The 5,035-nt window shown below is 64.8% G+C and carries 3 protein-coding genes; all 3 read right to left on the bottom strand.

Annotated features, from left to right (window positions below):
- Positions 1-122: 122 nt before the first annotated feature.
- On the bottom strand, positions 123-1,691 hold the full coding sequence (locus VM94_RS27090; RefSeq protein WP_046686193.1) for a histidine-type phosphatase: 1,569 nt from the start codon (positions 1,689-1,691) through the stop codon (positions 123-125).
- Between the two features lie 91 nt (positions 1,692-1,782).
- Positions 1,783-3,396, bottom strand: a complete 1,614-nt coding sequence (locus VM94_RS27085) for a histidine-type phosphatase (RefSeq protein WP_046686192.1) — start codon at positions 3,394-3,396, stop codon at positions 1,783-1,785.
- Positions 3,397-3,476: 80 nt separating this feature from the next.
- Positions 3,477-4,868 (bottom strand): alkaline phosphatase family protein, encoded by a 1,392-nt coding sequence (locus VM94_RS27080; protein ID WP_052755959.1) that lies wholly within the window; start codon positions 4,866-4,868, stop codon positions 3,477-3,479.
- Positions 4,869-5,035 lie beyond the last annotated feature (167 nt).

The raw sequence follows: 5,035 nt of genomic DNA, 5'->3' as shown, positions 1-5,035 counted from the left end.
GGAATCCGTGCGTTTCTACACGAAACAGAAGGCCGTCACGCAGCGCTGGCCGGCGTCAACCAAGGCAGGCGCCGAGTTTGCCATGCCGACCCTGAAGTAAGGCACCATGGCGGTGCGCTGCATCAGCGTGCCGCCACGTATCCGTAGCAGGTTTTCAGTTTAGTATAGTCGTAGAAGACGCTGCCCGGCGCGATGCGGGCGCCGTCGCAGGCGGCCTGGAAATCGGTTTCCTTTTCGTTGTACAGCAGTCGCACGATCAGATGTCCTTCGCCGTTGCGGTACACATCCCACTGCATGTTGGCTGCCAGCGGCGAGACGCTCTGGCCGCGCCATCGAGGGCCGGCATGGCTGTCGCTGGCCGATGCCGGCAAGGGAGCCAGCGCTTCTTTCAAACTGAGTGCCGAGGCGAGCGGAATGATCATCTCGGCGTGCGTGAAGCGCAGCTTGGCCGCGTGGCGCAAGTCGCCGCTGGCCAGTGCATCGACTTCCTTGAAAAAATCGTCGCGCAAGGCCAGCGCGAAGCGCCAGGTCACGCCTGCGCTGGTCGTGGTGCCCGGCCCTTTCTGGTAAAAATCCTCGTGGTCGGCGATATAGGCGTAGTAGCGCGCATCCTCGGCGGGCATGTAGCGGCTGAAATCGGCCGGCACTTCATGGCGCATGCCGGCGGCGATCGCATACAGCTCATACAGTTTCGTCGCGGCCGCATTCAGGCTGCGGATGACGGTCTTGCCGCTGCCCGTCATGGTGCGCGTGAGTTTCCCGTCCGCGCTGGTGAACGTGTAGCTGCCCGTGTCCGCATAGCTGGCGGCGCCGCGCTCAAGCTGGTCGAGAAAGGCGGGTGCAAACAGCCGTTCAAGCACGTGGCGTGCATGCGCGGCCGCTGCCGGCAGCCTGGCGGGGGCATCCATCAGCGCGTGCAGCTGCTTGGTTCTTTCATAGTACTGGTAGGCCTGGCTGGCGGCATAGGTGACGTAATACGGATTGGCGGGATCGGTGACAAGATCCGTCTGCGGCGTCAGCTTGTGCGCGTACAGCAGGAAGCGGTTGACGCCATCCGCTTGCGGTACCGCCTTGCGTCCCTGCGGGTACGGCGCCGGGGCGGGCGGAAAGTACAACAAGGGAGCCAGGGCGGGCGCGTGCTCCAGCAGCGACTGCGTGAAAAAGCGTGCACTGTCGCGCGCGCGGTCCACGCCGGAATCGATGGTGACGAGCTGGCGCGGCGCCGTCGCCGCGTCCTGGCCCACTTGCGCAAACAGGGCGGGCAGGCGCGCCAGCATGCGCACGGCCAGTTGCCGGTGTTCCTCGATGCCCGTCTGCGACAGATTGCCGTAGCCGGGTTTCTCGATGCCGGCCACGCCATAGCCAAGCAGCGCGTTGGCCTTCATCAGGGCCAGGATGTCGGGACCCAGTTCGCGTCCCAAAGGCATCAGCGCATCCTGCGCGGCGGCCTGCTGCCACATCGCATACAGGGCCGCGTCGCTCTTCATGCCAGTCAAGCCGCGCGAGCCGTGGCGCGCCACCAGTTGCGTGTAGATGGGCTGGAAACCGGCCGGTGGCGCGGCATACGTGGCCGTATCCTGCTGCGGCGCATAGGGTGTCTTGGTCTGGTAATGGCCTTCGACGGCCAGGACGGGACTGGCGTGCAGGTACAGGGCCAGCAGCATGCTGGACAGGGGGGACGGTGGGGGCATGGCGATCCGCGGGTGACGTGATTGATTACCAGGCGTAGCCTAGCATCAAACGCCAGACAGGCGGGCACGGCTGCCCGCCCGCACTCCGCGCTTACTGCGCCACGTGGCCGTAGCAGGTCTTCAGTTTCGCATACACATAGAAATGGCTGCCGGCAGCAAAGCGGGCGCCATCGCAGGCGGCCTGGAAGTCCGTTTCCTTTTCGTTGTACAGCATTTTCACGAGCACATTGCCGCTGGCGTCGCGGTACACGTCCCACTGCATGTTGGCCGCCATCGGCGCCACGTACAGGCCGCGCCAGCTGTTGTTGTCATAGCTGTAGGTTTGCGCCGCCGGCAGCGCGCCGACGACGGTCTTCAGGCCCATGGCCGTGGCCAGCGGGATGATGGCTTCCGCATGCGTGAAGCGCAGCTTGGCGCCGTGCGACAGGTCGCCGCGCGCGATGGCGTCCACTTCCGTGAAAAAGTCGTCGCGCAGCGCGCGCACGTAATTCCAGGTGACGCCGGCGCTTTCCGTGGTGCCGGGGCCCTTGTTGTAAAAGTCCTGGTAGTCCTGCACGAAGGCCTGGTACTTGGCCGCGTCCGACGGCATGTACTGTACGAAGTCGGCTTTCACTTCGCTCGTCATGCCGGCCATGATGGCGTACAGGTTGTACAGCACCGAGGCGGCATCGGCCAGGCCCTTGATGGTGGTGCCGCCGTCACCCGTGACGGTGTTGGTGAACTTGCCGTCGTCGCTGGTGAAACTGTACGTGCCCGTATTGGCGAAGCGGTAGGTGCCGTTGTCGATCTTGTCGACGAAGGACTTGCTGAACAGGCGTTCCAGCACTTCGCGGCCCAGGGTGCGCGCCGTGGCATCCGTGTCGATGGCTGTGTACTTGGCCAGGAAGGCGGGACTTTCCAGGTAGGCCTGATAGGCCTGGCTATCCTGGTAAGTCGGGTAATGGCGGTCGAGGGCATCGGTGACGAGGTCCGTCTTCGGCACCAGTTTGTGCGCATACAGCAGGAAGCGGTTGGTGCCATTGGGCTGGACCACGGGCTTGCCGGCCGGGTAGCCGGCCGGCGCGGGCGGCAGGGTAATCAGCGGCGCGACGTTTGGTGCCGTGGCGGCCAGCGACTGCGCAAAATACGCGGCGCTGTCCTTGGCGCGGTCCACGCCGGAACTGATGGTGACGATCTGGCGCGGCGCGCTGGCGGCGTTCGCGCCCAGCTGCGTGAATAGGGCGGGCAGGCGCGCCAGCATGCGCACGGCCAGCTGCTTGTGCTCATTGATGCCCGTCTTCGACAGGTTGCCGTAGCCGGGCGCCGTGATGCCGTCAACGCCGTAGCCGAGCAGCGCGTTGGCCTTCATCAGTTTCAGGATGTCGGCGCCCAGCTTTTGCCCCAGCGGCGTGAGCGCATCGTCGGCGGCCGCCCGTTGCCAGACGTTGTAGAAGGCCGCATCGTATTTCATGCTCGACAGCCCGCGCGAACCATGGCGCGCCACCAGTTCGGTAAACACGGGCGCGTAGCCGGCCGGCGCGGTTTCGTATGTGGCCGCGTCCTGCTGCGGCGTGTACGGCGTCTTGGTCTGGTAGTAGGTGGCGGGCGGTGGCGTGACGGGTGGCGTCACCGGTGGCGTCACGGGAGGGGCGGTGTCATCGCCGCCGCCACAGGCGGCCAGGGCGAGCATCAGGAGGGACAGGGGAAGATGGCGGGCGTGCAGCATGGCGTTTCCTTTGGATGTGAGTTGCCCGGGCGCGCCGCGCAGGACGGCGCACCCAGGGTAGACAGGCAGGAGAATCGGTGTTACAGCTTGAGGGCTTTGGCCAGGCTGTTGGCGCGCGCATCGCGCTCGCTCAAGGGCGCCAGGCCATGGCGTTCCTCGATGAACTTCAGGATCGACACGGTTTCATACTCGGTATGGTCGATATGGCCGCCTTCGCTGAAGGGCGAGATGACCAGGGCGGGGATGCGCGTGGCCGGGCCGAAGCGGTCGCCTTTCGGTGGCGCCACGTGGTCCCAGAAACCGCCGTTTTCGTCGGTGGTGACGATGATGACGGTGTCCTTCCATTGCGGCCCTTCCATGATGGCGCTGATGATGGCCACGCCCTCGTCGTCGCCGGCCGCCACGCTCGATTTATCCATCCCCGGATGCATGTTCTTCTTGCCCATGGGCTTGTAGAACGAGACGGGCGGCAGCTTGCCCGCCTGGACGTCGGCGAGCATGTCGGAGCGGTCCTTCAGGTGCGTGGCGCGCTGCTGCGGGCTGTCGATGAAGCGCTTGAAGTAGGTGAACGGCTGGTGGTGATACGAGAAATCGTCGGCCTTCTTGCCCGACTTGGTCGAGGCGACGGCGATGTCGTAGCCGTCCGCATAATAGACCCACGAGATGCCATTGTCCGTCAGGCGGTCGCCGATGGTGGGCATGGTTTGCGGCGGCAGGAACGTCTGCTTCTTGGTCGGGTCGAACAGCAGCGGGCCTTGCATGGTGTTGACGGCGTAGCCGTCCTGCGTCACTTCCGCCTCTTCGCCCTTCTTGTGGCCCGTGCCGCGCTCATCCTGGGCGACGATCGACTTGGGCGCGTTCGGGAACACGGGTGTGCAGGCGCATGTCAGCCACATGTGGTTGAGGAAGGAGCCGCCATAGGCGGACTGGAAGAAGCGGTCGGCCAAGGTGTAGCGCTGCGCCAGCGCCCATAGTTTGAGCTTGCTGCCGTCGAAATAGCCCATCGGCAGGGCGCCCGTATTGCCCTCGACGACGAAGCGGTCGTTCTTGCCGTCGTTGATCTGCCGCTTGTGCGTCCAGAAGGCGTGCACGGGACTGGCCGTCTTGTCGCCCAGCGACACGCTCGGTTCCATGTGGAAGGGCGCATTGGCGATGTCGGCCTTGAAGCGCGGGTCCAGGCCGCCCTTGTCGAGCGCCACGGCGGGCAGCATGGCATACGGCTTGCCATCGGGGCCGGTCTGCGTGGTGGTGTCGGGCGAACGACCATTGGCGATGCCGTCGGCGCCGGGGAAAGTGCCGAACAGGTGGTCGAAGCTGCGGTTTTCCATGTACACGACGACGATCTGGCCGATCTTCGCCAGCTTCGGATCGGCGGCGGCCGTACTGTGCTGCGTGCCGGCGGGCGTGGTGCAGGCCGCCAGGCCGATCGCCCCGATGCCGAGCAGGGCGGTTCTTAAAACGTGGTTCAACATAACAGTCTCCTTGATGACGCCTCCGTGGACGGGGCGCTTTTTGTAATGGTGTGGCCGGAACTGGCCTGTTTGAAGAAATTGCACACGTGTGCAGTACACGTGTGCAAACAGTAACCCGGATTTTTTTTGATGTCAACAAGTACAGGCGGGGGATGAAAAAGTGTGGA

The organism is Janthinobacterium sp. KBS0711 (genome assembly GCF_000988085.1).
GTDB lineage: Bacteria > Pseudomonadota > Gammaproteobacteria > Burkholderiales > Burkholderiaceae_D > Janthinobacterium > Janthinobacterium lividum_E.
Note: the sequence above shows the minus strand (reverse complement) of the source record. Positions and strands in the feature narration are given on the sequence as shown.

Coding starts and splice junctions, on each gene's coding strand:
- VM94_RS27090 (WP_046686193.1), bottom strand. CDS start 1,691: ATGCCCCCACCGTCCCCCCTGTCCAGCATGCTGCTGGCCCTGTACCTG.
- VM94_RS27085 (WP_046686192.1), bottom strand. CDS start 3,396: ATGCTGCACGCCCGCCATCTTCCCCTGTCCCTCCTGATGCTCGCCCTG.
- VM94_RS27080 (WP_052755959.1), bottom strand. CDS start 4,868: ATGTTGAACCACGTTTTAAGAACCGCCCTGCTCGGCATCGGGGCGATC.